This is a genomic window from Elongatibacter sediminis (genome assembly GCF_037892215.1).
In the GTDB taxonomy this organism is placed as follows: domain Bacteria; phylum Pseudomonadota; class Gammaproteobacteria; order Xanthomonadales; family SZUA-36; genus Elongatibacter; species Elongatibacter sediminis.
Genome location: NZ_JAZHOG010000011.1, coordinates 23,194 through 46,600 on the forward strand (window position 1 = coordinate 23,194; position 23,407 = coordinate 46,600).

General features: G+C 63.0%; 22 protein-coding genes. 1 reads left to right on the forward strand and 21 read right to left on the reverse strand.

Features of this window, described 5'->3' with window-relative positions:
- Positions 1-16: 16 nt before the first annotated feature.
- The 21 genes from gspD to V3330_RS15575 form a co-directional block, all read right to left on the reverse strand.
- The gene (gspD, locus tag V3330_RS15475) at positions 17-2,263 is read right to left on the reverse strand and encodes a type II secretion system secretin GspD (RefSeq protein ID WP_354696350.1); all 2,247 of its coding nucleotides are present in this window, start codon (positions 2,261-2,263) and stop codon (positions 17-19) included.
- 13 nt (positions 2,264-2,276) lie between these two features.
- A complete protein-coding gene (locus V3330_RS15480; protein ID WP_354696351.1) occupies positions 2,277-3,107 on the reverse strand; it encodes a hypothetical protein in 831 nt (276 codons plus the stop codon).
- Positions 3,104-3,694, reverse strand: a complete 591-nt coding sequence (gene gspM, locus V3330_RS15485; protein ID WP_354696352.1) for a type II secretion system protein GspM — start codon at positions 3,692-3,694, stop codon at positions 3,104-3,106. The genes V3330_RS15480 and gspM overlap by 4 nt, the downstream gene beginning before the upstream one ends.
- Positions 3,694-4,812 carry a PilN domain-containing protein gene (locus tag V3330_RS15490; RefSeq protein ID WP_354696353.1) on the reverse strand — a complete coding sequence of 373 codons (1,119 nt, stop codon included), beginning with the start codon at positions 4,810-4,812 and terminating at the stop codon, positions 3,694-3,696. Before V3330_RS15490 ends, gspM begins: the two co-directional genes overlap by 1 nt.
- Positions 4,813-4,819: 7 nt before the next feature.
- Positions 4,820-5,782, reverse strand: a complete 963-nt coding sequence (locus V3330_RS15495; protein WP_354696354.1) for a type II secretion system minor pseudopilin — start codon at positions 5,780-5,782, stop codon at positions 4,820-4,822.
- Positions 5,779-6,486 (reverse strand): type II secretion system protein GspJ, encoded by a 708-nt coding sequence (locus V3330_RS15500; RefSeq protein ID WP_354696355.1) that lies wholly within the window; start codon positions 6,484-6,486, stop codon positions 5,779-5,781. The genes V3330_RS15495 and V3330_RS15500 overlap by 4 nt, the downstream gene beginning before the upstream one ends.
- On the reverse strand, positions 6,483-6,947 hold the full coding sequence (locus V3330_RS15505) for a type IV pilus modification PilV family protein (RefSeq protein WP_354696356.1): 465 nt from the start codon (positions 6,945-6,947) through the stop codon (positions 6,483-6,485). Before V3330_RS15505 ends, V3330_RS15500 begins: the two co-directional genes overlap by 4 nt.
- Positions 6,947-7,417 carry a GspH/FimT family pseudopilin gene (locus tag V3330_RS15510; protein ID WP_354696357.1) on the reverse strand — a complete coding sequence of 157 codons (471 nt, stop codon included), beginning with the start codon at positions 7,415-7,417 and terminating at the stop codon, positions 6,947-6,949. The genes V3330_RS15505 and V3330_RS15510 overlap by 1 nt, the downstream gene beginning before the upstream one ends.
- Before the next feature lie 56 nt (positions 7,418-7,473).
- Positions 7,474-7,932 carry a type II secretion system major pseudopilin GspG gene (gene gspG / locus V3330_RS15515; RefSeq protein ID WP_354696358.1) on the reverse strand — a complete coding sequence of 153 codons (459 nt, stop codon included), beginning with the start codon at positions 7,930-7,932 and terminating at the stop codon, positions 7,474-7,476.
- Between the two features lie 24 nt (positions 7,933-7,956).
- A complete protein-coding gene (locus V3330_RS15520) occupies positions 7,957-9,171 on the reverse strand; it encodes a type II secretion system F family protein (RefSeq protein WP_354696359.1) in 1,215 nt (404 codons plus the stop codon).
- The gene (gene gspE / locus V3330_RS15525; RefSeq protein ID WP_435791838.1) at positions 9,171-10,901 is read right to left on the reverse strand and encodes a type II secretion system ATPase GspE; all 1,731 of its coding nucleotides are present in this window, start codon (positions 10,899-10,901) and stop codon (positions 9,171-9,173) included. Before gspE ends, V3330_RS15520 begins: the two co-directional genes overlap by 1 nt.
- Before the next feature lie 206 nt (positions 10,902-11,107).
- Positions 11,108-11,800, reverse strand: a complete 693-nt coding sequence (locus V3330_RS15530; RefSeq protein ID WP_354696360.1) for an exosortase H-associated membrane protein — start codon at positions 11,798-11,800, stop codon at positions 11,108-11,110.
- A 4-nt stretch (positions 11,801-11,804) separates the two neighbouring features.
- Positions 11,805-15,665: a phosphoribosylformylglycinamidine synthase gene (purL, locus tag V3330_RS15535; protein WP_354696361.1), complete on the reverse strand. Its 3,861-nt coding sequence runs from the start codon at positions 15,663-15,665 to the stop codon at positions 11,805-11,807.
- A 131-nt stretch (positions 15,666-15,796) separates the two neighbouring features.
- Complete coding sequence (locus tag V3330_RS15540) at positions 15,797-16,537, reverse strand: DsbC family protein (RefSeq protein WP_354696362.1); 741 nt, start codon at positions 16,535-16,537, stop codon at positions 15,797-15,799.
- Between the two features lie 137 nt (positions 16,538-16,674).
- A complete protein-coding gene (gene xerD, locus V3330_RS15545) occupies positions 16,675-17,571 on the reverse strand; it encodes a site-specific tyrosine recombinase XerD (RefSeq protein ID WP_354696363.1) in 897 nt (298 codons plus the stop codon).
- A gap of 16 nt (positions 17,572-17,587) precedes the next feature.
- On the reverse strand, positions 17,588-18,862 hold the full coding sequence (locus tag V3330_RS15550; protein WP_354696364.1) for a tetratricopeptide repeat protein: 1,275 nt from the start codon (positions 18,860-18,862) through the stop codon (positions 17,588-17,590).
- A 1-nt stretch (position 18,863) separates the two neighbouring features.
- Positions 18,864-19,508, reverse strand: coding sequence for an energy transducer TonB (locus V3330_RS15555; protein WP_354696365.1), 645 nt, complete (start codon positions 19,506-19,508; stop codon positions 18,864-18,866).
- A gap of 5 nt (positions 19,509-19,513) precedes the next feature.
- Positions 19,514-19,921, reverse strand: coding sequence for an ExbD/TolR family protein (locus tag V3330_RS15560; RefSeq protein WP_354696366.1), 408 nt, complete (start codon positions 19,919-19,921; stop codon positions 19,514-19,516).
- Positions 19,922-19,949: 28 nt separating this feature from the next.
- Complete coding sequence (locus V3330_RS15565) at positions 19,950-20,474, reverse strand: MotA/TolQ/ExbB proton channel family protein (protein ID WP_354696367.1); 525 nt, start codon at positions 20,472-20,474, stop codon at positions 19,950-19,952.
- Positions 20,471-21,817 (reverse strand): MotA/TolQ/ExbB proton channel family protein, encoded by a 1,347-nt coding sequence (locus V3330_RS15570; protein WP_354696368.1) that lies wholly within the window; start codon positions 21,815-21,817, stop codon positions 20,471-20,473. The genes V3330_RS15565 and V3330_RS15570 overlap by 4 nt, the downstream gene beginning before the upstream one ends.
- The gene (locus V3330_RS15575; protein WP_354696369.1) at positions 21,814-22,596 is read right to left on the reverse strand and encodes a DUF3450 domain-containing protein; all 783 of its coding nucleotides are present in this window, start codon (positions 22,594-22,596) and stop codon (positions 21,814-21,816) included. The genes V3330_RS15570 and V3330_RS15575 overlap by 4 nt, the downstream gene beginning before the upstream one ends.
- A gap of 265 nt (positions 22,597-22,861) precedes the next feature.
- On the opposite strand from V3330_RS15575, the gene V3330_RS15580 reads away from it, so the two are divergent.
- The gene (locus V3330_RS15580) at positions 22,862-23,332 is read left to right on the forward strand and encodes an RDD family protein (RefSeq protein WP_354696370.1); all 471 of its coding nucleotides are present in this window, start codon (positions 22,862-22,864) and stop codon (positions 23,330-23,332) included.
- Positions 23,333-23,407 lie beyond the last annotated feature (75 nt).

Here is a 23,407-nt window from a genome sequence, read left to right on the forward strand (position 1 = left end):
GCATCCGCCGCGCGGGCTACTCTTTGTCCTCGACCAGGGTCGAAATCTTCAGCGGCGGGACCCTGGAAAACTCTTTTTCCAGGTCCGAACTGATGCGCTCGAGATCCACCGAGGTCTCGATCACCGTGGGTGTGATCATGACCAGGGTCTCACTGCGCGAGGTGTTCTTGTTGCGGGTACCGAACAGGGGGCCAATGATGGGCACCCGGTTCAGGAACGGTACACCGCTGCGACCGCGTGAATCCTGCTCGGAAATCAGTCCGCCGAGAAACACGGTCTGCCCGGACTGCACCGCCACCTGGCTGGTCACGGTCTGGTTGTTGATCGGCGGGTTTCCGCTCAGCGAAATGTCCGGGTCACGCGCGCCGGCGCGGCTGACGTCCTGTGAGATATCCATGTAAACGAGACCGCCGGGATTGATTCGCGGGGTCACCGTCAAGGTGGTACCGGTTGACACATACTGGGCACTGCTCACCACGTTGTTGGTGCCGGTGGAGATGCTGGACGATTGCACCGGCACCTGGGTGCCCACGGTGATCGCCGCGGTTGCGTTATTGCGCACCAGCAGCGAAGGCGCCGCCAGCGAACGCACATCGGTCACGGCATCGAGCGCCGAGATGGTGGCCTGTACGAAACTGGTCCCATCGTTGATCGGACGGGAGATTTCGGTCAGGAAATTATTCGCACCGCCGCCAAAGCTGATGGAGTCGATGTAACGTCCGAACGGATTGCCCGCTCCCGCCGGAATCAGGTCGGGATTGTTGGTCAGGAACCAGGCGACACCGAACTGGAGATCCTCGGTCAGTTCGACGTTCAACACCTGGGATTCGATCAGCACCTGCAACGGCTCGATGTCGATGCGCTCGATGGCCGCCAGGATGGAGTTGTACTGCGATTGCGTGGACTGAATCAGCAGTGAGTTCGTTTCCGTCACGGCCGTGATGCGGATGTCCCCTTCGCCGAGACTCAGGACGGAACCCCCGCCCGATTCGCCCCCGGCCTGGGTCTGGCTGCCGGAACCCAGCCGGCTCTCGTTGAAATCCGAAACACTGCCGACCTGGACCGGTTCCAGCCCGGGCGCCAGCGTACCACCGCTGTCCGTCTGGGCATTCCGCGCCCCGCCTTCACCGCCGAAAATTTCCGTCAGATACCCAGCCAGAATGGGCGCTTCCAGATTCTTGACCCGATACACGTAGAGCTGCTTGCCGGCGCCCGCCGCACCCCGATCCAGGATGCGGATCCACTCTTCGGCCTTGTGCAGATACTCCTGCTGGTAGGTGATGACCATCACCGAGCCCAGTCGCTCCAGCGGAATGAACCGGAACATGCCCGCCAGCGGCGTATCGCCTTCGGTTCCGAATACACCTTCGAGTTCACCGATGATCGCCTCGACGTCGACGGTGCGCAGCGGGTAGATGCCCACGGACATGCCTTCGAGCCAGTCGACGTCGAAAATCTCGACGGTCCGCAGATAATTCCTGAGTTCCTCGGGCGTACCGGCCAGGAAAATCATGCTGCGGAACTGGTCCACCTGGACGATGGCGCCATCGCGCACGTACGGCTGCAGGATTTTCTCCATCTCGACGGCCGCGATGTATCTCAGCGGCACACCTCGCACCTCATAACCCTTGGCGGACTGAAGGCCACCGATCTGCGGAGCGAGGTGGCCGGGAATGGCTTCGGCCACCGGCAGCACGTGATAACGGCCTTCGGTGTAAACCAGGGTCGCGCCGTTCCACTGCAGCAACAGCTCCAGGATGGGCATGAGCTGGTCGCGTGATACCGGTTTGGATGTCGAGAAGGTCACCTCGCCACTCACGCCGGGACCGATGACGAAGGTCTCCTGCAGGACTTCGCCAAGAATGGTGTGCACCACCGACTGAATGGACTCACCTTCGAAATTCAGGACGATTTCGCCGTCTTCGGCCACCGGCTCCGGTGGTTTTCTGGCGGCCTCCTCATCAATGAAAACGCCGGTGCCTTCGTAAATTTCGATATCCGTCACACCCGGCTGCGCGACCGTCGGCGTCGACGATCCCACGACCAACTGTTCGGATTCCGGCGCCGGCTTACTGGGCTTTTCGACCTCCAGGCCGGTTCTGCTGGGCCCGATGGTCGGCGCGCTCGAGGCACAACCCGCGATCAGGACGATGGCTACGACCCATGCGGCATGACGCCGCAGCTCGCGCCAGCGCGGGGCTCCAGCCCTCCTGCCTGCTGGTACGCGGGTCCCGCTCGGTGAAGTATCCGGTGTATCGTGCATTGCTGCCGTGCCTCTATTGCTCATTCTGGTTATCGCCGTCCCTGCGGCTACGCCCGATCATGGATTGAATCGCCCGCTGGTAATCCGGCGCGGCCTCTTCCTCACTCGGCTGTTCCTGCTGTTCCGCCTGGCGCCGGAGTTCTTCACGGCGTTCGGCGATGCGCCGGCGAATCTCTTCCGCCCGGCTCAGCGGCTTGCCGTCCGCGTCGGCTTCCCCGGATTCCTGCTGCCTGGTTTGCTGCACCCGGCCCTCCGGCGCTTCGTCCTGCCGCGAGCCCTGGGGTCGAGAGACCGGTGCGGCCGGAGGGGTGATCTGTTCGTCATGGACCTTGAGTTCCAGCCGCAGTTCCTCACCCGCCGCCGAGGTCAGCATCACTTCCCGTGCATCCACCCGGCTGACCTGCCACGAACCGAAGTCGGATTCCTCGATCGGCCGACCCTCGAAGGCGACCAACGATCGGCCTTCATCTTTCGTACGCAAGGTCGCCATGCGCAGCGACGGGGTGATCACGACACCCGACAATTCAACGTCTGGCGCGTCCGGGTCGTCTTCAACCATTTCCTCGGCCAGCGGATCGACACTCAGCTCATCCTCCAGGACGGGTTGGCGCGATTCATTGAACAACGGCCGTTCCGTGATGACATAGTATTCGTCGATCGGCGCACTCTCGGCCAGCTCCGGTAACTGCAGGGCCTGCGCATCCGGAGCCGCGTTATCCGCATCGCCCCCCCGGTAAGCCGGCAGCAAAGACACCACACCGAGCCCGGCCATGCTCAGCACCAGCACACCGCAGACAACCGCAAGCCCGAGGCCGATCGGATTATCCTGCAACCAGCGCATCATGGCGAACGCAGGTAGCCGGCCATGTTGAAGCGCACGTCGAGCGCGCTGACGTCGGCCGGCGCCTGGCTGTTGCGCCGGCGGCGGGCCCGCGGCTTGATGACAGTCACTTCCTCCGCGATGATCATCGGCACACCCGTTTCCAGCGAATAGAGCACCCGCATCAGGTCGTCGATGGCGCAGCGCATGCGGACATTGACCGTCACTTTCTCAAACCGTTCCACCACCCGGGCTCGCACCGGCTGGCGGCTCACCACCTGGCACGACTCTTCAGCCTGGGTACTGATCATCTGATTGAGGCGCTCGGACATGCCGGCGGCCGCCTCGTTGAAGTCCGCCTCGGGCAGGAACAGGTTGGACTCGGAACGCCGGCTCTGCAGCGACTCGAGCTGCGCCTCGACTTCATCACGTTGCGCAGCCACCCGTTGGTAACGCTCCAGTTGTCCCGACAGCGCACCGATTTCGTCGCTGTACGCGATGTGCCTGAGGATGAACCAGTGAAACCCGACCAGGTAGATCAGGATGACGACAATGACCGCCAACAGAACGGCGGTTGTGCGGCTGTTGCCCTGGGACAGGGAAAGGGCCATCAGCCACCCCCCCGTGCCGACACGGTGGCGCCGATCTCGAAAATTTCCAGTCCGGTCGCGGCATCCAATCGGGTGGAACCGCGAAAAGCAGCCTCCTCCAACCGGTCGGACTTGTTCACGATCTCGATCAATTGCTGGGCATTACGCGACTTGCCCTGCATCAGAACACTGTCCTGACCGATGACCAGCCGATCGAGATAGGTATCGTCCGGCAGGGTTCGGGTGACGTCGGCCAGGACCTCGATGGCCATGGGGCTCAGAGACCGCTTTCGGGTCAGGAAACTCGCCGCCTCGCTGGTTTCCTCGACCTGCTCACGCAGGCCCTGGACCCGGCGCGCTTCGTCCTGCACCGCCTCGATCGCCGCCTCCAGGTCTTCGACACGGCTCGCTCGAAGGCTGAGCGATTGCACCATCACCAGAACGAGCAGCACCAGCGCCGCTCCGGCCAGAGCGTAATTGAGGCGAGTGCGGGGGTTAACCGACGTCACCCGGCGTTCGGGTGGCAGCAGGTTGACGCCCAGCACTTCTCCATTCGCGACCACATCCACGCCGCTGACCGACAGACCCCTTGCCGCCAACCCTTCGCAGGCGTTATCCACCACAGCCCGAGGCGTGACCAGAAGCTCCAGATGTACGTCACCGGCTTCCTTGGATCCGCGCAGCACGCGCCAATCGAAATACACGTCGGCGGCACGGAACGGCGTCTGACGATCCATTTCGAAAGTCAGCACCTGGCGCAGATTGGCTTCCGCTGCCGCCGGAAGCTTGAGCTCCTTGCGCAAAACACCGGTGTCGTCGAGTACCAGGAAGCGGGGCATCTCGCCCAGTTCGCTCTCCTCCAGCACCGTGAGAATACGCTGTCGCTGCAGACCGGCATCCTCGCCCGCCGGAAACTCGCCGAGGGCGCGGATGTCACCGCCTTCCTCGACACCCAGCCGGATGTCGCCACTGTCCATTTGCAGCACCACCCGCCGCGTCGCCAACTGGAGACGCTGCTGCCATTTCGCCGGCAGCAATTGTCGCAACTCGCCCAGCCACCAGCGCACGAACTCACCGGCCGGCCCATGCTGAATGCGGGCGCGCCAATACTGGATCGTGTTGTTGAGTGCTAACGCCATCTCGATCTCAATGATGGAACCCTTCGCGCCAGCGAAGGATGTTGAAGGGATAACCGAACGGATTTCCGCCCAGCCGGATGGTCGCCTCGATCTGGTCCCAGACACCGTTCGGCATGGTCGCCTTGGCGACGATACTATACGTGAGCCCCCTGCCCTGCGCCACGGCGACCTGACCGCTTGGCAGAGCGAGTCTCAGGTCGCTCGAACCGTCCAGGTCATGCCGCGCGGTGACGAATTCCGACGCGTCTTCCCGGGTCATATCCGGCAGCGCCACGAGGGCTTCGACCGGGGCGTAGGCCGGGTCGGGCAGGTTTCCGTCCGACCACACGGTCAACCCGGGTTCGATCAGCTGATACAGTTCCCACGGCAAGCCGAGAACCTGCAGCATCTCCTCCACCATCAGAAACCCCCGATTGGCGGGCCCGACCTGATACCCGGCGGCCAGGTAGTCATCCTCTTCGGCGCCGTTCGGCCGAACCAGCATATCCGGGTCGATCCAGTCGAGAACGGCGCCTGCCAGCGCGACTGAGTCGGTCTCTTCCAGGCCGTTGGCGACGAACAACTGGATCAGGGTTTCCTCGTTCGCATGATTGACATTCAGCTTGCCGCGCTCATCGGTGATGCGCAGTTCGACTTCGGCTTCGCCATACTGGATGGTGTAAGGCCGCCCGTCCGGAATCCAGCGTTCTTCCTCCACGGGATCGCGCAGGGACACCACGGCCATATTCAATCCGGCTTCGGCCGCCAGCCGGGCCCGGGTGCTCCACAACGTCGTATGCGCCTCCAGACTGTCCATTCGCGCCATCAGCGTATAGGCGCCGGTTGAAATGGTCACCAGCAGCAGGATCCACAGCACCAGCACGAGCGCGACTCCGCGCTGCCGTCCCGGGCCGGACATGGTGGAACACACCACTGTGGCGGGAACACCGGTGACACTGGGGAGCGGTTTGTTGGAGTGACGGCCGCTCAATCCTGGCTCCTTCGTTTCTCGATCAACTCCTGGATGGCGGAACGGTAGGTATTCTGGTTGCCGGCGCCGTCCACCACGCTACCGTCCACCTTCACGGCAGCGACCAGCAACGGCCACTCGGCGTAATTGCCCTCCACGAACTGGATGTCCAGGGCGACCGCAACCGGCAGTTCACCCGGAGTCTCCCAGGTGTTGGTCCATTCCGTCAGCTCGCCTTCCTCGTCCCGGGCGAGAAACTGAAACTCGGCCCGTTCCACCCGATCGATCAGCAGCACCGGCTCGCTGTCGTCCAGCCGCGACTCGTCAAACCCCTGTACCAGCGCGTGGGTGAGGTAGAGATCCAGGCCCTCGTCACCGCTGACAAAAGTCAGCTCCTGAACCTGCGGCCCACCAAAACCGAGGTAACCCGGCATCGGCGCGACATAGCGGATGGATTCGGGGCTGCCCAGGAAGACTTCCGGTTCCGGTGCCTCCAAGGTTTCGCCATCGGTCTGGTTGAACGCCAGTGGTATGGCCTGGTTGATTTGTTTACGGACGAACTGGTGCGCCATGCGCAGGCGACCGCTCTCCTCGAGAATCTGCTGTCCCCGGTCGGTGGCGCGAGTGGCGGCGTGCAAGCCGCCGTAGGCCAGAGCGAGCAGGATGCTCAGCAGGGTCATGGCCAGCAGCATCTCCACCAGCGTGAATCCGGAAACTCGCTTCATGCTCCCCCCGGTCGGATGCCATCGCGATTGGCCAGAACCGCACGCACCGTGTTGAACATCTGGCTGCGCTCGCGGGGGAATTCGCCCCAACTCACCTCGCACTCCACTTCCAGCAACTCAACGCCCGTCAGTTCACTGACCTCCAGGGTACGCGGGTTGTCGACCATGCCACCGAATTCGAACACGCCCACTTCCCAGCGATACGGTCCCTCTTCGCCTTCCATTCCGGCACCGGCTTCGAGCGGAATGCCCAGCCCGACCTGGTCCATCACCGATTGGGCGATCAGCGCGGCCTCGGTGTATTCACGGGCTCGCACGGTGTTACGCATGGAACCGGACAGGATCTGCAACACCACGGCGAAGCTCATGGCGAACACCACGAAAGCGAGCAACACCTCGAGCAGGGTGAAACCGCCGGCTCGCCCGGTAGGCAGGGATCGTTGCCGTATCGTCCGCAGCATCAGTTTTCAACCCGTTGTAACGAGGCTTCGCCGGTGAGCCAGGCGATGTTGATCCGATAAATTCGTCCGTTGGCTTCCAGTTCCACGTTGCCACCGGTGGAACCCCCGTCCGGATAAAAACGGATGCCGCCGACATTTTCCGAGGTCAACTCCGAACGCGCCGTCGTCAACTGCAGTTCCATACCTTCGGGCAATTCGACAGGTTCACGCTCCGGTGCCGAATAGCTGCGACTCTCGGTATCCACCAGAAAGACGTGCTCCTGCTTGTCAAGGATGGCCCTGGTCCGGGTGTAGCGCATGGATGCAGCCATTTCACGGGCGGCGGTGCGCATCTCGGCGCCGGACACACTGCGTGAGATCGAAGTGCCGACCAATCCGAGCACGATTGAGGCGAGCACCATCACCACGATCAGTTCCACCAGGGTGAAACCGGCGTTGAAGCGGTAATTCATTGGCGCTGAACGATGCATGGTCGGAAATCAACCGGCGTGGCGGCCTGGTTCACCGGATGGCGCCAGTCGGGAAATTACTCCCAGCTGTTGATGTCGGCGTTGTTGTCCTCACCGCCGGGTTGACCGTCCGCCCCATACGAGATGATGTCGAATTCGCCATGCTCGCCGGGCAAGCGGTATTCGTACTCCCGCCCCCACGGATCCTTGAGACTGGATTCCTTGACATAGGGTCCGTTCCAGCCGTCCTCACCTGGGTCATCGACCAGGTGCTCAAGGTTTTCCGGCGTGGTCCCGGTATCGAGGTAATAGCTCTCCACGGCCATGGACAAGCGGCTGACCTGAGAGGATGCCGCCTTGATCTTGGCGCTCTCGGCCTTGCCGATGATGCCCGGCAGCACCAGACCGCCGATCAATGCCAGGATGACCAGCACCAGCAGCAACTCGACGAGCGTAAAGCCACGGGTCCGCTTTCCCGGGATCGCATGCCGCGCCGGACGCATCGTTTGCTTGAGATTCATACCCTTTTTCAACATGACTGCAGACTCCCAGATTCTTGTTTACCCCACGAGGTCGTTGATGCTCAGGATGGCGAGCAGCACCGATAGTACGATCGTGCCGATCAGCACTGCCAGCAGCAGGGTAACGACCGGCGTGAAAATCGACAACAGGCGGTCGATGGTGTTGCGCACTTCGATGTCGTAGGTGTCGGACACCTTCATCAACATCGAATCGAGCTGGCCGGTCTCCTCACCGACGCTGATCATCTGCAGCGCCAACCGCGGAAATCGTCCGCTTTTGGCCAGGTTTCGCGCCAAACCGCCGCCGGTCTTCACTTCACGTGCCGCGTCGGAAACTTCCTTGCGCAGCACCGTGTTGGTTATGACATTACGGGCGATGGAAAGTGCCGCAAGCAGGGGAACACCGTTGCTCAGCAGGGTTCCCAGGGTACGGGTCAAACGAGCGGTTTCGATCTTGCCGACCAGATCACCCACCCAGCGCATGGACAGGACCCGGCCGTCCCAGCTGAATCGCCGCTCGTCATCCGCCAGCAGGCGCCGCACCTGGATCACCGCGACCACCGTCACCAGAATGATGGCCCACCAGAAATTCTGCAGCAGCGCCCCGAACGCCAATACGATTTTGGTAATGGTGGGCAGATCGCCGCCGAGTTCCTCGAAGATGGGCGTGAACTGGGGTATGACGTAGACCAGCAGCAGGATCAGCGATCCGGCCGCCAGGAACAGCAGCAGCACCGGATAGACCAGGGCGGATACGATGCTGTCTTTGAGATCACGCGAGCGCTCCAGGTACTCGGACAGCCGATTGAGTGTGACATCCAGGGTGCCACCCACTTCCCCGGCCCGAACCATGTTTACGAACAGGCGGCTGAACGCACCGTGCTGTTTTTCCAGCGCATCCGACAGGCTGCCGCCCTCGCGCACATGATCGCGAATCTCTTTCACCGTGCGCTTGACCCGCTCGGTGTCCGCCAGTTCGAGCAGCACCTGCAACGAACGGTCCAGCGGCATTCCGGCGCTCAGCAGAGTCGCCAGTTGCTGCGTGAACTGTCCGACCTCGCGGGCGTTGATGCCGCGGCTTCCCATGCGCAGCGCACCGAGACCGAACCCGCCCGACCCGGCCTCGCGGGCGTGCAGCGGAATGTTGCCGGCCTCCTGCAGTTTGAGCACGACCAGATCGACACTGGGCGCGTCCATCGTGCCCTGCACGGTCTCGCCACTCGGCGCCACCGCCTTGTATTCGTACAACGGCATCAGCTTTCCTGAGTGACGCGCAGGACTTCATCCAGGGTAGTGACACCCTGCAGACACTTGTTCAGGCCATCCTGGTACATGGTGCGCATGCCTTCGGAAACCGCGAGATCCTGGATTTCACCCGAGGTCGCGTGCTGCATGACCAGACGTCGCACGGGGTCGGTCATCGTCAGCAGTTCCAGGATCGTGGTGCGGCCCCGGTAGCCGGTGGGGTTTTCTTCGTTGGCCACCGGCCGGTACACGGTGTATCGCTCGCGCTCACCGAGCTTCTCAAGGCCGATTTCAGCGGCCACTTCCGGCAACAGTTCGTAGGCTTCACGAGTCTCCGGATCCAGGGTACGCACCAGGCGCTGAGCCAGGATGGCGTTGACCGTGGAGGTCAGCAGGTAATCCTCAACGCCCATGTCGAGCATGCGGGTGATACCGCTTGCGGCATCGTTGGTGTGCACCGTGGACAACACGAGGTGACCGGTCAGTGCCGACTGAATGGCGATCTTGGCAGTTTCCAGGTCGCGCATCTCACCGATCATGATGACGTCGGGGTCCTGCCGGACGATGGCCCTCAGCGCATGTGAGAAGTCCAGCCCGATCGACGCCTTGGCCTGAATCTGGTTGATGCCCTCGAGCTGGTACTCGACCGGATCCTCGACCGTGATGATCTTGCGTTCCGGCGTGTTCAGGGCACTCAGAGCCGTGTACAGGGTCGTGGTTTTACCGGAGCCGGTGGGACCCGTCACCAGGATGATGCCGTGCGGCATCTCCAGCGCCTTGACGAAACTCTTGCGAATATGATCGTCGAATCCGAGCGAATCGAAGTCGAAAACGATGCTTTCGCGATCGAGAATTCGCATCACCACGCTCTCGCCGTGCGACGTCGGAACAGTGGAAACACGCAGGTCCAGTTCCTTGCCCTGCACCCGGTGCATGATGCGTCCGTCCTGCGGCAGGCGTCGTTCGGCGATATTGAGTTTCGCCATGATTTTCACGCGACTGATCACGGCCGCGGTCGAACTGGCCGGTGGCGCCTCGACTTCCTGCAGGACTCCGTCGATCCGGTAGCGTACTTTCAGACGGTTCTCGAACGGCTCGATATGAATATCCGAAGCCCGCGCTTCCACCGCGCGTTGCAGAATCAGGTTGACCAGGCGAATGACGGGGGCTTCCGAAGCCAGATCACGGAGGTGCTCGATGTCCTCCGCGTCGGAATCGGATTCACCGCCCAGCCGCTCGACGATCTGGCCCATGGCGCTGCGCCCGCCACCGAGCAGTTTCTCAATGCCGTTTTCGACTTCCGACGCGATACCGACCTGGCGCACGATCTGCTTGCCGCTGGCCATGGCCAGCGCCTGGGCCGCGAAGCCGTCACGCGGATTGGCCATCACCACCGTCAGCTCATCGTCGGTTTCACTGACCGGCAGGATCAGGTTTTGCTTGAGGAATCGGACCGAGATTCCAGGAAACTCCGGGGCTTCGTCCGGCAGGTCCGCGGTGCGCACCAGCGGCAACTCCAGCAGGTGCGCCTCGGCTTCGGCGACATCGCGTTCCGACACCAGCCCCAGGCGTACGAGCAGGGTGACGAGATCTCCGCCGTTCTGTTCCTGGTAGGTTTCGGCGCGTTTGAGGTCCGCCGCTTTCAGCCGGTTGCTGGACAGCATGAACTCGCAGACCGCGTTGGTGACGCCTTCCGCGCGTTCCTCGACAGCCTGGGGCTGTTGTTCGGTAGCTTGCAAAGATCGGTCCCCGTAGTTTACGGCCGGTCGTGATATACGGCCGGTCCGCGGTTCATGGCCGAATTATACGGCAGGCGCGACCCGCCCCGAGGCGGGGCGGCCTGATTACACTGACCACCGGCGACTGCAACGGTTCCGGTCGCCGGCCTTCCGCCGGTTCCCGGGAGTGCCGGACCGCGCGGGTTTCCACCTCGGGCAACGACGGGTCAGCCGGCTTTCGGACGGCTCAGGTCGCCGACATTCCAGCCCACGAATTGTTCAACCAGGGGACGGTTCGTCAGCACCCACACGAAGATGGGCGCCAGCGCCGGCAGAATCAGGGTGCCGAGTTGATAACCCAGGGCAATCGCGGCATCGGAAATTCCGGCCTGGCTGACGATTTCGTGGGTCTGCGCCCCGAAATTGAAGCCCAGCATTTTCAGGGACTGGAACACCACACCCCAGATCTGCACCGCCGTTATGGTCAGGTACCCGATGAGCAGAATGACGGCCTTGCGCAGCCAACTGACATCCGACCCCATCACCAGGCCGAACAGCAAGGGCAGACCGTAACTGAACACCAGCGGATTGATGATGAAGCCCAAGGCGTCTGTGGTGCCGTCGCGGAACACATACTGAATATTGGTTTCCACCTGGTAGACCCAGCGCTGGCCGGGTTCGGCCACGATCTGTCGGAAGTGGTCGCCCAGCAGTTCGGACAGGATGAAGTCGGCCGCCTCGCGTGCCGGTATCCCGTGAAACGGCGACAGGTAGAACCACAGCATGAAGCCGAACAGCATCCACATCGACGACAGAATCAGCAGCTCGCTGAGCGTCAATTCGTCACCGCGGTTTTCGGATGATGTTTTTTCCGGCGCCGGGGTCTGCGAATCAGTCGGGTCGGGTTGCGGGTCGGTCATGGTGTCATCCTGTCCATTCACGCGCGTTTTCAAACATGCGCAGCCAGGGCGAAGCGCGATCCCAGTCCTGCGGCGCCCATGAGAAATTGGAGGTGCGCAGGGTGCGCTCCGGGTGCGGCATCAGTATGGTGACCCGCCCGTCCTCGTTGCACAGTCCGGTTACCCCCTGCGGCGAACCGTTCGGGTTGTCCGGGTATTGTTCGGCCCAGCCGCCGCGCCTGTCAACGTAACGGACCGCGACCAGTTCACCCGGTGGATCTTCCCCGCCGGAAAAATGTGCCCGACCTTCGCCGTGCGCCGTCGCCACCGGCAGCAGGGAACCGGCCATGCCACGGAAGAACAGGGACTGCGACGGGGCGATCTCCACCAGGCTGAGCCGGCCCTCGAACTGTTCCGAACGGTTGCGCACGAAATCCGGCCAGCGATCCGCCCCGGGAATGATGTCGCGCATCGCGGCCAGCATCTGGCAGCCGTTGCAGACACCCAGCGCGAACCGGTCGGTCCGCTGCAGAAACCGGGCGAACATGTCACGCATGCGGTCGGCGTAAAGGATGGATTTGGCCCAGCCACGGCCGGCTCCGAGTACGTCACCGTAGGAAAAACCGCCACAGGCGACGAATCCCGCGAATGAATCGAGTTGCCGGCGGCCATCGATGAGATCCGACATGTGCACGTCGATGCTGTCGAAACCCGCCAGCGCGAAAGCGGCCGCCATTTCCACCTGCCCGTTCACACCCTGTTCGCGCAGGATGGCAACCCGGGGCCTTTCGGCGCCGATGATCGCGGGGGCCGCGGGAGCGAACCGGATTTCGGGCGCCAGGCCCGGACGCGTCCAGTCACACGCTGCTTCCAGTTCCTCGTCCGCGCAGTCCGGGTGGTCCCGCAGGCGTTGTACCCGATGGCTGGTTTCGGACCACAGACGCTGCAATTGAGGGAGACTCTCATCCAGCACGACCTCCCCCCGGGCCGACAACACCAGGCGGTCACCCGCCACAGGCCGGCCTATGTCATGCACACGATCCGCCAGCCCGTGCGCGTCGAGGCAGGCCACAGCCAGATCGACGTCGTCTTCCGGAACCTGGACCACCGCCCCGGCTTCCTCGGCGAACCAGGCAGCCAACGCCTGGTCGGTCGTGACCGGCAGGTCGAGTTCCAGTCCGCAATGCGCCGCGAACGCCATCTCGCAGACGGTCGCCGCCAAACCACCGTCCGACCGGTCATGGTAGGCCAGCAGCCAGCCGGCCCGGTTCATTTCCTGGACAGCCGTGAACAACGCGGCCAGGTGCGCCGGATCCTCCACATCGGGCACCTCGGTTCCAAACGCCCGGTACACCTGGCCCAGGCAGGAACCACCCAGGCGATTGCGGCCGGCACCGAGATCGATCAGCAGCAAACGGCTCGCCCCCCGGTCCAACTGCAGTTGCGGCGTCAGACAGCGGTCGACGGCCTCGACCGGCGCGAAGGCCGAGACGATCAATGAGACGGGTGACTGAATCTGGTGGCGCTCGCCGTCCTGCTGCCACACGGTTTTCATCGACAGGGAATCCTTGCCAACCGGAATCGCAATTCCCAGTGCCGGGCAGAATTCCATGCCCACCGCACGCACAGTGTCGAACAACACCGCATCCTGGCCAGGCTCACCGGCGGCGGCCATCCAGTTGGCGGACAGCCGAATGTCGCGTATGGACCCGATGGACGCCGATGCGATATTGGTGACCGCTTCGGCGACCGCCATGCGCCCGGACGCCGGCCCGTCGACGATGGCCAGCGGTGCGCGTTCACCCATGGCCATGGCTTCGCCCGTGTCGGCGTGAAAACCGGCCAGTGTCACCGCGGCATCCGCCACCGGGACCTGCCAGGGCCCGACCATCTGGTCCCGCGCCACCAGCCCACCGACCGTGCGGTCGCCGATGGTGACGAGGAAGGACTTGCTGCCCACGGTGGGATAGCGCAATACCCGGCGTGTGGCCTCCGCGATGTCGATTTTCGCCGGCAGGGCCGGCAATTCCCGCACCCGCCGGCGGAGCGCATCACGCCGGAGACGTGGTGTTCTTCCCAGCAACACCTCCAACGGCAAGTCAACCGCCACCTCGCCAAGCAAGCGGTCGGTCAGAACCAGCCGCCGTTCCGCAGAAGCGCGGCCCAGGACCGCGTACGGACACCGCTCCCGGGCACACACGGATTCAAACCATGCCAGCCGACCGGATTCCAGGGCCAGCACATATCGTTCCTGCGCCTCGTTACACCAGATTTCCATGGGTGACATGGCCGGGTCGGCACTGGGCACCTCGCGCAATTCCAGTTCCGCACCGACGCCGCCGTCATCCAGCAATTCCGGCAGCGCATTGGACAGACCGCCGGCACCGACGTCGTGGATCGACAGGATCGGATTGTCCTCACCCAGTGCCCAGCAGGCATCGATCACCTCCTGGCAACGCCGCTGCATTTCCGGGTTGTCCCGCTGCACCGAGGCGAAGTCCAGGGACTCCTGTCCCTGCCCGCTGCCCACCGACGACGCGGCGCCGCCACCGAGCCCGATCAGCATCGCCGGCCCGCCAAGCACGATCACGCAGCAGCCCGGTTCGAGCGGGCGTTTGTCGACCAGTTCCGCGCGAATGCTGCCCATACCACCAGCGATCATGATGGGCTTGTGGTAACCCCACATGACCCCGTCGACCTCTTGTTCGAAGGTACGGAAGTAACCGGCCAGGGCGGGCCGTCCGAACTCGTTGTTGAAGGCCGCGCCGCCGATGGGTCCTTCGGTCATGATTTCCAGGGCACTGGCGATCCGGTCCGGCTTGCCGTACCGGGCCAGCCACGGCAGGTCCGCATCCGGAAAATCGAGGTGCGAGACCGAATAACCCGTCAGTCCCGCCTTGGGGCGCCCCCCGCGACCGGTCGCGGATTCATCCCGGATTTCGCCACCCGAACCGGTGGCCGCGCCCGGATACGGCGAGATCGCGGTCGGGTGATTGTGGGTTTCCACCTTGATCTGAAACGGCAGCCGTTCCGCCTTCCATGCATATTGGCCACTGCCCGGTTCGACGAAAAACCGCTCGCCCTCGGGCGCATCGATCACCGCGGAATTATCGTGGTAGGCCGACAGGACGCCTTCCGGCGCCTGCGCATGCGTATTGCGAATCATGCCGAACAGCGTGTGCGGTTCCGGTTCGCCATCCACGTGAAATTCAGCGTTGAATATTTTGTGCCGGCAGTGCTCGGAATTGGCCTGTGCGAACATCATCAGTTCGGCATCCGTCGGATCCCGCCCGAGATCCGTGAACGCCGCGGCCAGGTAGTCGATCTCGTCCCCGGAAAGCGCCAGGCCCAACTGCTCGTTGGCCCGGCTCAGGCCGCCGGAATCACCGTCCGGGACCGGCACGTGACCCAGGGGCCGCGGCTCGCTCTCGGCGAACAGCGCATGCGCCTGACTGGCTTCCGTCAACACCGATTCGGTCATGCGGTCGTGCAGGCAGGCGCTGGCGGCAGTCTTGGCGTCTTCCGTCAGAGCGACCCGCGACTCGAGCCAGAATGCCGTGCCGCGCTCGATGCGAGCGATGGAATCGAGGCCGCAGCGACCGGCAATATCGGTGGCCTTGCTCGACCACGGCGAGCGGGTACCCAGCCTCGGCACCACCAGGACCAGACCCCGGGGGTCGAGTCCTTCGGCCACGCGGCCGTGGACCAGGTCCTGGAGATGGTCGACCTCCGCGGCCGTGAGGGTGCGCCGTGTGGCGGCGAAATAGACATGACGGGCTCGCAGGTCGACGACGTCGCCGCAATGGCGACGGACGCGCTGAAGCAACTTTTGCCTGCGGAATTCGGAAAGGGCGGACTCGCCCAGCAGGCAGACTGGCTTGGACAACGTGGTGCTCCCGGATGAGGTCTACGATTCGGCGGCCAGGCCGGTCCGGCACCCATGCCGGCCGGACCGCGGCCCCGGCGTATTCTACCCCACTTCAAACAGGCGCCGGAGCGCCTGTACGGAACCGCCGCTCAGGGAGCGGAAGCGGTAGCGGCCATCTGATCCAGACGCTGGCGCAGTGTCTCCGGCGGCACGTAACCGGGAATCAGTTTGCCATCCGCGGTCAGCAGCGCCGGCGTGCCGGTCACCCCGAGCGCCACGCCGAGTTCATACTGGTCGGCCACCGGGTTCTCGCATTGCAGCGGATCCGGGTCGTTACCGGCCTTGGCATCGGTCAGCGCGCTCTGCTGATCCTGCGCGCACCACACCGACACCGCCTTGTCATACGACGCGGAGCCGATGCCGGCACGCGGGAATGCCATGTAGTGAATGGCGATTCCCTGCTCGTTGTAGTCTTCCATCTGGGAATGCAGCTTGCGGCAGTAACCGCAATCAATGTCGGTGAACACGGTCAGGTCGTAGACCGGGTCGGCCGGGGAAAACGTGATTTGCCGATCGGCATCCACATGATCCAGCAAATCCTTGCGTATGCCTGCCTTGGATGCTTCGGTCAGGTCTTCCCGGGTGTCCATGTCAATGACCCGACCCTGCAACAGGTACTTGCCGTCCTCGGTGGCGTAGACGATATCGCCGCCCACCTGAACCTGCAGAATCCCCTCCATCGGAGTTTCGGAAACCGCGATGGACTGCGCGGAAGGTGCCAGGGCGCGAATACGTTCTTCGACCAATTCGAATTTGTCCTTGGCCCACGCTGTTTGCAGAAACAGCGCAAGTGCCGCAACGGCCACCAGTAGTTGAATTGAGCGCCTCATGGCTTTCCTCTCTTGGTTTTATGGCGAGTGTGCCTGTCCGGCGCGGCAGCTTATCATGACCACGCCCCCGATTCGACGCCGCAACGCCGCTCCTGTCTCACAGAACACGGCAGGGGCGAAAAGTTCCTCAACTCCGCTCAACCGCGGGGATGATGGCGCAGATGCAGTTGTTTGAGCCCTTCGCGCGCAATGTGGGTGTAAATCTGTGTGGTCGACAGGTCGCTGTGCCCCAACAGCATCTGCACGACGCGCAAATCCGCTCCGTGATTGAGCAGATGGGTCGCGAATGAGTGGCGGAGCATGTGGGGCGAAATGTCGCGGCGAATCCCCGCCGCGGCCGCATGACGCCGAACCGCGTACCAGAATGCCTGGCGGGTCATGCCAGCGCGCCGCGCGGTGACGAACATGTGCGCGCACTGCCCGCCCGACATCAACTCCGGTCGCGCGTCGTTCAGGTAGCGCTGCATCCAGTCGTGGGCTTCCTCACCGAGCGGGACCAGGCGTTCCTTGCCGCCTTTGCCCAGCACCCGGACGATCCCCTGGTTCAGGCTGACCTGGGACAGCGCCAGCCCGACCAATTCGCTGACCCGCAGCCCGGTCGCGTACATCAGCTCCAGCATGGTTCGGTCACGCAACCCTACCGCCGTCGTCACATCTGGCGCCTCGAGCAGGCGATTCACCTGTTCTTCGCTGAGCGCCTTGGGCAGGGCGCGTCCCAGTTTGGGGTTGTCGATCAGGGCGGTGGGGTCCTCGGCAATATCCCCTTCGCGCCGCAGCCAGCGAAAAAATTGCCGGAATACCGAAAGGCGCCGCGACAGGGATCGGGGACTGCGGCCCAACTGGACTTCGGTGGCCAGGAAGTGCAACAGGTCATCACGACGGGTACCGGCCAGGGTTTTGCCGAGACTCTCGAGGTGCGCATGCAGCCGGATCAGATCGTAGCGGTAGGAAGCGATCGAATTCTGGCTGAGCCCCCGTTCGGCCCAGACGGCATCGAGGAACCGTTCCACCACCGCCGGCGTGGCCCCGCTCACGGCCGGGCCCTGCCGCTCACGACGCGCGGCGTCGGCGTTCTTCCCGCAGGTGATTGATCCACTGCTGCGCGGCGTCCTTGGTGCGCGGATAACGTGATGCCCGTCCCCAGTCAGCACTGGCCCGGTCGAGCTGCCCCAGGTTGAATTGCGCCATGCCCCGGAGCAGGTAGGCTTCACCGGTCTTGCGCTCGTCCAGGCCGCCTTTTTCCAGCGCGTTGTCCAAGGCTTCGCGAGCAGCGTCCCAGCGCTCAAGGTCCACCAGGATGTAACCCCGGCGCAGATCAATGTCACCATCCGATGCGGCCTGCCCGGCCTTTTCGTAGGCGACCAGGGCCTTCTCCAGTTCCTCGGCCGCGTACCAGTTATCGGCCGTAGCGGTCCAGTTGCGCTCGGTGGACTCGACGATCCCGTCCTCGATACCCTTTTGCAGGACCTCCGCCGCCTTGTAAGGCACATCGGAATTGGCGTACAGGCTGGACAGAAACATCACGTCAGCCTGTTTGTCCATCAGGTTCTTGCGGTAGGCCAGGGCTGCAACGGACAAGGCCTTGTCGTCCTGTTTGAGCTTGTAATAGGTTTGCGCCAGCTGGGTCCAATAGATCTTCTTTTCCGGCCAGCGGGTGATCATGATCTCCAGGGTCTGGGCCGCCTGGGGGTATTGCTCCAACTCGTAGTGAGCCGCCAGTTTGAGCTGGTACCAGGGCTCCTTCGGATTCTCGTCCATCGAAATCGCTTTTTCGATGGCCGTCAGGGCCCGGGCGTAATCCAGCTTCGCAGCGAAAATCGACGCCTGCAGCACGTAAGCTCCGGATGTGATTTTTTCTTCGGGGGCGGTGCAGAACCACAAATCCAGCCGCTCCAACGCGTCGTCGTACCGCTCTTTCATGAAGTAGAGCTGTGCGATCTGGTACATCAGGGCGAAGTGCGCCTGGTTGGGAAGCGCGTCGAGCTCGACCGCTTTCTCGAAGTGACTCAGCGCGGGATCGTAATTCTCTCGCGACCATTCCACCTGCGCCAACGCCTGGTGCAGAATGGCCTGCAGATATTCGTCACGCCCGGCGCGATTGAGCATCTTCTGGAGTTCATTGAAGGCGTCGTTGAATTTCTCCTCGCCAACGTCTTCGTAGACACCGTTGAGTTGCTTGTAGGTCGCCTCGTCCAGCGCTTTCGCACCCACCTCGCGCGATTTGCCGCACTGGCCCGACTGGGCCAGGGCCTCTTGCGCGGAGAACAAAAGGATGCCGGCGCCGATGAGACCGCCCAGAATTCCGTTGACGTGTCGAATCACCATGTCAGAACCCCTGCGCATCGTCGAGACTGAAATCGATGATCTGCGTCGCGCGCCGCTCGACCGCGACACCGTCCACCACGCGTGGCTTGAATTTCCACTTCAGGATCGCGCGAATGGCTTCGCGGTTGAAGATACGCGACGGTTTCGCGTCGATCACCCGCGGATCCTTCACGGTTCCGGTCTCGGTAATCGTGAACTCCACCTTCACCCAACCCTCGATACCGCCGATCGCGGCGTCACGCGGGTACATGGGCCGGATGACAACCACCGGAATGATATCGCCTTCGGCGGTCTTGTCGACCTGCTGGAAATTCCCGATGAAAATACCTTCGCCGCCGGACATGGGGACATCCAGATTGGGGATGTCGATATCCGGCATCGGCTGGATGTTCGCGTCCTGCTTGGCGATCTGCATTTTCGGCGGCGGCGGCGGATTCTTGGGCGGCGGCGGCTTCTTGGGAATCCGCCGGCTCTTGGTCTGGATATCATCCGGAATATCCACGGGACCAAAATGAATTCCGGCGATCGGTTCCAGTTCTCCCCGGTCGCCCGAGCCGGAACTCACCAGAAAATTCATGAACACGAACAAACCGAAGGTCACGCCGACGGCCAATATCGCTGCGATAAGTAAGCGTAGTCGATTCATGGGCTCTATCCGCCCGGCACTTCGGCCGAGATTGCTATGCCTTCGACGCCAGCCAGCTTCACCTGGTCCATGACCTGGGTGACGGTACCGATGCGCGAACCCTTGTCGGCGATGATGACCACGCTGCCTTCCGGGTTCTCGGATTTGGCGCGTTCCACCATCTGCCGGACTTCGCGCATTTCGATCTGGCGCTTGGCCATCCAGATGTCGTCATTGGGTTTGACGCCAATCAGTATCGTTCCGTTCCGCAACGCAACCGCCTGGGGTGCTTCGGGTTTGACGATGGTGGCGCCGGTTTCCTTCGTGAAGGATGTCGTGACGATGAAGAAAATCAACATGATGAACACGATGTCGAGCATCGGAGTGATGTTGATTTCAGCGTCTTCAGTGTGCGCATGCCTGCGGGTTGCCATGCGGTTCGCTCCTTGGGTCCAGTAAGACCTAGTGTCTTTGCAGCAGGTCTTCGAGCCGTTCGGCTTCGGTTGTCGCCTTGTGCTCGAGCCAGGTTCCGAAATACACGCCAGACAGCGCCGCCACCATGCCGGCCATGGTCGGGACCGTGGCCATGGACACACCACCGGCCATTGCGCGGGCATTGCCGCCACCGCTGTAGGTCATGACGTCGAATACCGTGATCATGCCGGTCACCGTGCCGAGCAGACCCAGCAACGGGCAGATGGCGATCAGCGCCTTGATCAGGCCGATGTTGTTCTTCAGCGCGATCGAGGCTTCCGAAATCAGCGCGTCACGCACCTGCCTGGCATACCAGGACGAGGTGTCCGCCCGGGTTTCCCAGTCAGCCACCACCTTGCGCTTGCGCGCCGGGTAAACGCGGTACATGTACCAGACGCGTTCGAGAATGAACGTCCACATCAGGAACAGCACCGCCATGATGGCCCACAGCACGTCACCTCCGAGTTCCATGAAATCCCGGATGGCGGCAACGGCCTCGTAGAACCAGATCATGCGCGTTTCTCGGCCAGCCTCGCGATGATGCCGGCCGCCTGCTCTTCGAGCGTCTGGATCAGCGATTTGGCCTTGCCCTGCAGGAAACTGTGCAACAGGGTCAGCGGAATCGCCACGACCAGGCCGAGCACGGTGGTCACCAGCGCGGTCGAAATACCGCCGGCCATCATGCGCGGATCACCCGTACCGAACAGGGTAATCATCTGGAAGGTGGCAATCATGCCCACGACCGTGCCGAGCAGACCCAGCAACGGCGCGACCACGTACAGCACCTTGATGAACGCAAGGCCGGTCTCGATCGGCGCGGTTTCGCGCAGAATCGCCTCATCCAGCTTGAGTTCAAGGGTTTCGATGTCGGTGTCCGGGTTGTCCGTGTACACCGCCAGTACGCGACCGAGCGGATTCTTCTTGTCGGCCGAATCCTGCTTCATCTGGCGCGAGATCCGGGCACCGGTGGTGTACAGGGCAAAGGCCTTCCACAGACACAGCAGCAATCCGAACAGCCCGACACCGATGATGACGTAGCCAACGATACCGCCGTCTTCCTTGACCCGTTCCAGGGGTGTTTTGCTCTGCACCACGGCGCGCAGGATCTGGCCGCGCGTAAAATCGACCGCCATGTCGTGGACCGTTCCCGGTGCCGCGCTTTGCAGGTCATCGGCCATCTCGCGGAAACGTTCGGCCGGCTGACGCGCCAGTTCGATGAAATTCTCCCGGCTCTTGCTGGTGTCCCAGTCCAGGAATTGTCCGTTGGATACCGCGTTGAACACGCCAACCCGCACGATTTCCAGGTCTTCGCGCTCGCCGCTGGTGCGCTCCACCGGCGCGGTGAATTTCACCACTTTACCGGCTTCGGCGATTTCGGTGACCATTGCCGACCACAGGCGGCGGAGCTCAGGGACGGTAGGCAGTTCGCGGCGCTGCGCGAGCTCGGCCAGGAAATCACTGCGGCCGGGATATTGCGCGGTGACCATGGAGTCGTCCAGCGCGGCCGCCACGTCCCCCGATGCCTGGCGTACGACGCCGAACAGTTCGCCCAGATTCCCCATGCGCTCGGCCAGAGTCGTTTCCAGTTCGGCCAGCGCACGCTCGTTCTGGTCGTATTCGCCCCGCAGCCGGTCGCTGCGCGCATTTTCGGCCGCCAGTTCCTGACGCGCCTGGGCTAGCAGCTCGCGCTGCCGGTTGCGGTCACGCACGAACTCGGCCTCTCGTTCCTGGTTGATACGGGCCTCGGTCGAAGCGGCTTCGCGCACGATGCGCGCGAGCTCGTCGAGGGTCTGGGCACTGGCCAGCGGAGCCAGCACAACGGTCGCGAGTGCGACGATCAGGTTCAGCTTCTTCATTCCGCCACCTCCGGACCCGGGGTCGGCAGCACCACGAGATCAGGCGCTTTTTCATTCTTGGCGATGGAAATGCCTTTCTTGACCTCCAGCGTGTAGCGGCTGGGCAACTCCTCGAAGGCACGTGTCGACGGATTGAACCACCCCGTCGCCGACTGATCACTGGTCTGATAGACCAGCAGGGTGCGGCCCACCCGCAGGAAATCCACGGTCTGGCCCGTCGTCGGCAAGGTATCGGAATAGGCTTCTGTCGTACGCCCAAATTCCAGTTCGCCCTGGTATGCCTCCATCACACGGCGGTATTTTTCCGAGGCCGTGACCTCCGCCTGATCCATCATATCGCTCAGGCGTTCGACCCGGGCGCGGCGTTCCTCGATACGGAACGGAATGTCCGCTTCGATGATCTGGCCCAGCGCATCGATCATTTCAAGCATCAGCGGAACCACCCCGCGGTTGGTCTCCTCGAGACCCGCGAGCTGGTTGTTGATCGACTCGACCTCGTTGCGCTGGTCGGTGACCACCTGTTCCAGGTTCTCGTTGTAGATCTTCAGGCTTTCGACTTCGCGGACCACCGCGCGGTATTCCGACAACAGGTCCTGCGTCTGTCGCGCCAGGTTATTGATGCGTTCCTGCGACGCCGCTGCATCGTTATTGATCTTGGTTTCCGTCTGCACTGCATTGTCGAGCGGCTGCGCCTGTGCCTGCGCGGTGCCTAACCACAGCAGCGCCAGGCAGGCAAGCATGCTCGCCAGCTCAAAACGGTGAAGCGTAGATTTTGGCATGGCCTGATTCCATTTGGTTTTATGGGTAGATAATTTCGACGTCGGGTTCCCGGTGGCGAAGCTCGGGCCTGCGGTCCCTTCGTTCGAAGCGGAACAGAATAACCGAACCCGTCAGTCCATTACCATACGGTACCTTTGGCGGACATTCGAACGAGCCAGCGTGACTTTTAGCATAGCAGACCGATTTTTCTACGAAAACATGCGTAGACAAATCGGGATTGCTTCGCCCTTATAATGGCCCGCAGCCAACGTCTTCGACGCATCCATGCCCGACGAAACCCCCCGTTTTACTTCTCCCGCGGCGCCGTCCCGCCCCTGCGGCCTGCTTCGCCGCCTGCTGATCATGCTGTACGACACGGTGGTGGTCGTCGCGCTGTGGATGCTCACGGCCGCCGCATTGCTGCCGTTCAGCGGCGGAGACTGGATGGCCGGCCGCGACCCGCTGTATACGGCCGTCCTGGCACTGGTGTGGTTTGCCTACCTGGCCTGGAGTTGGCGGCGGGGCGGCATGACCCTGGGCATGCGAGCGTGGCGGGTGCGCCTGGCGACGGAATCGGGCAGCCTGCCGGGCTGGCGCCAGTGCGCCATTCGTTTCCTGACTTCGCTGGTCTCGGCGGCCGCCGCCGGATCGGGATTCCTGGTTGCACTCTTCGACCGGGAACGCCGCACCTGGCACGACCGCATGAGCCGTACATCGCTGATCCACCAGCCCAGGAGCAAGCGCCGCAAACCCTGAGCCCGTGGCAGGCACCCCGCAGCAGGCGGTTCCGGCCGGGCTCGCCACACCCCGACCACGCCACTGCAACCGCCC

Bases quoted from the DNA above. Each gene is read 5' to 3' on its own strand.
- V3330_RS15580 (WP_354696370.1), top strand. From the start codon at position 22,862: ATGCCCGACGAAACCCCCCGTTTTACTTCTCCCGCGGCGCCGTCCCGC.
- V3330_RS15555 (WP_354696365.1), bottom strand. From the start codon at position 19,508: ATGAATCGACTACGCTTACTTATCGCAGCGATATTGGCCGTCGGCGTG.
- V3330_RS15510 (WP_354696357.1), bottom strand. From the start codon at position 7,417: ATGCATCGTTCAGCGCCAATGAATTACCGCTTCAACGCCGGTTTCACC.
- V3330_RS15500 (WP_354696355.1), bottom strand. From the start codon at position 6,486: ATGAAGCGAGTTTCCGGATTCACGCTGGTGGAGATGCTGCTGGCCATG.
- V3330_RS15505 (WP_354696356.1), bottom strand. From the start codon at position 6,947: ATGCTGCGGACGATACGGCAACGATCCCTGCCTACCGGGCGAGCCGGC.
- V3330_RS15520 (WP_354696359.1), bottom strand. From the start codon at position 9,171: ATGCCGTTGTACGAATACAAGGCGGTGGCGCCGAGTGGCGAGACCGTG.
- V3330_RS15550 (WP_354696364.1), bottom strand. From the start codon at position 18,862: ATGGTGATTCGACACGTCAACGGAATTCTGGGCGGTCTCATCGGCGCC.
- V3330_RS15565 (WP_354696367.1), bottom strand. From the start codon at position 20,474: ATGATCTGGTTCTACGAGGCCGTTGCCGCCATCCGGGATTTCATGGAA.
- gspM (WP_354696352.1), bottom strand. From the start codon at position 3,694: ATGGCCCTTTCCCTGTCCCAGGGCAACAGCCGCACAACCGCCGTTCTG.
- V3330_RS15560 (WP_354696366.1), bottom strand. From the start codon at position 19,921: ATGGCAACCCGCAGGCATGCGCACACTGAAGACGCTGAAATCAACATC.
- gspD (WP_354696350.1), bottom strand. From the start codon at position 2,263: ATGCACGATACACCGGATACTTCACCGAGCGGGACCCGCGTACCAGCA.
- V3330_RS15540 (WP_354696362.1), bottom strand. From the start codon at position 16,537: ATGAGGCGCTCAATTCAACTACTGGTGGCCGTTGCGGCACTTGCGCTG.
- V3330_RS15575 (WP_354696369.1), bottom strand. From the start codon at position 22,596: ATGCCAAAATCTACGCTTCACCGTTTTGAGCTGGCGAGCATGCTTGCC.
- V3330_RS15490 (WP_354696353.1), bottom strand. From the start codon at position 4,812: ATGGCGTTAGCACTCAACAACACGATCCAGTATTGGCGCGCCCGCATT.
- gspG (WP_354696358.1), bottom strand. From the start codon at position 7,932: ATGTTGAAAAAGGGTATGAATCTCAAGCAAACGATGCGTCCGGCGCGG.
- V3330_RS15530 (WP_354696360.1), bottom strand. From the start codon at position 11,800: ATGACCGACCCGCAACCCGACCCGACTGATTCGCAGACCCCGGCGCCG.
- V3330_RS15480 (WP_354696351.1), bottom strand. From the start codon at position 3,107: ATGATGCGCTGGTTGCAGGATAATCCGATCGGCCTCGGGCTTGCGGTT.
- V3330_RS15570 (WP_354696368.1), bottom strand. From the start codon at position 21,817: ATGAAGAAGCTGAACCTGATCGTCGCACTCGCGACCGTTGTGCTGGCT.